This window comes from Paraburkholderia sp. SIMBA_054 (assembly GCF_046534875.1).
GTDB lineage: Bacteria > Pseudomonadota > Gammaproteobacteria > Burkholderiales > Burkholderiaceae > Paraburkholderia > Paraburkholderia hospita.
This window is the reverse complement of the sequence record NZ_JAWRXV010001769.1, coordinates 1-234: the sequence shown is the minus strand read 5'-3', so window position 1 is coordinate 234 and position 234 is coordinate 1. Positions and strand designations below refer to the sequence as shown.

1 pseudogene is annotated in these 234 nt (G+C 59.4%); it reads right to left on the bottom strand.

Annotated elements, in window-relative coordinates:
- Positions 1-234, bottom strand: a pseudogene (locus SB822_RS61175) (redox-regulated ATPase YchF); the annotation flags it as partial.

Sequence of the window (234 nt, the reverse complement as noted above, 5' to 3'; positions counted from 1 at the left end):
CGCAACTTCCGCTTCGATTGCAGCCGAAATGATGACCGTCTGGGCACCCTGTTCCTCGGCCATCTTGTCGACGGCAGCGCTATACTCGTTGCCCTTGGCCGCATCGCCTTCAGCGACGTTGCAGACATAAAGAACCGGCTTGGAGGTGAGAAGGTTCAGGCCCTTCAGCGTCAGCAGGTCTTCTGCGGCAATATCCTTCAGCATCAGGCGGACCGGCTGGCCGTTCTGGAGCAG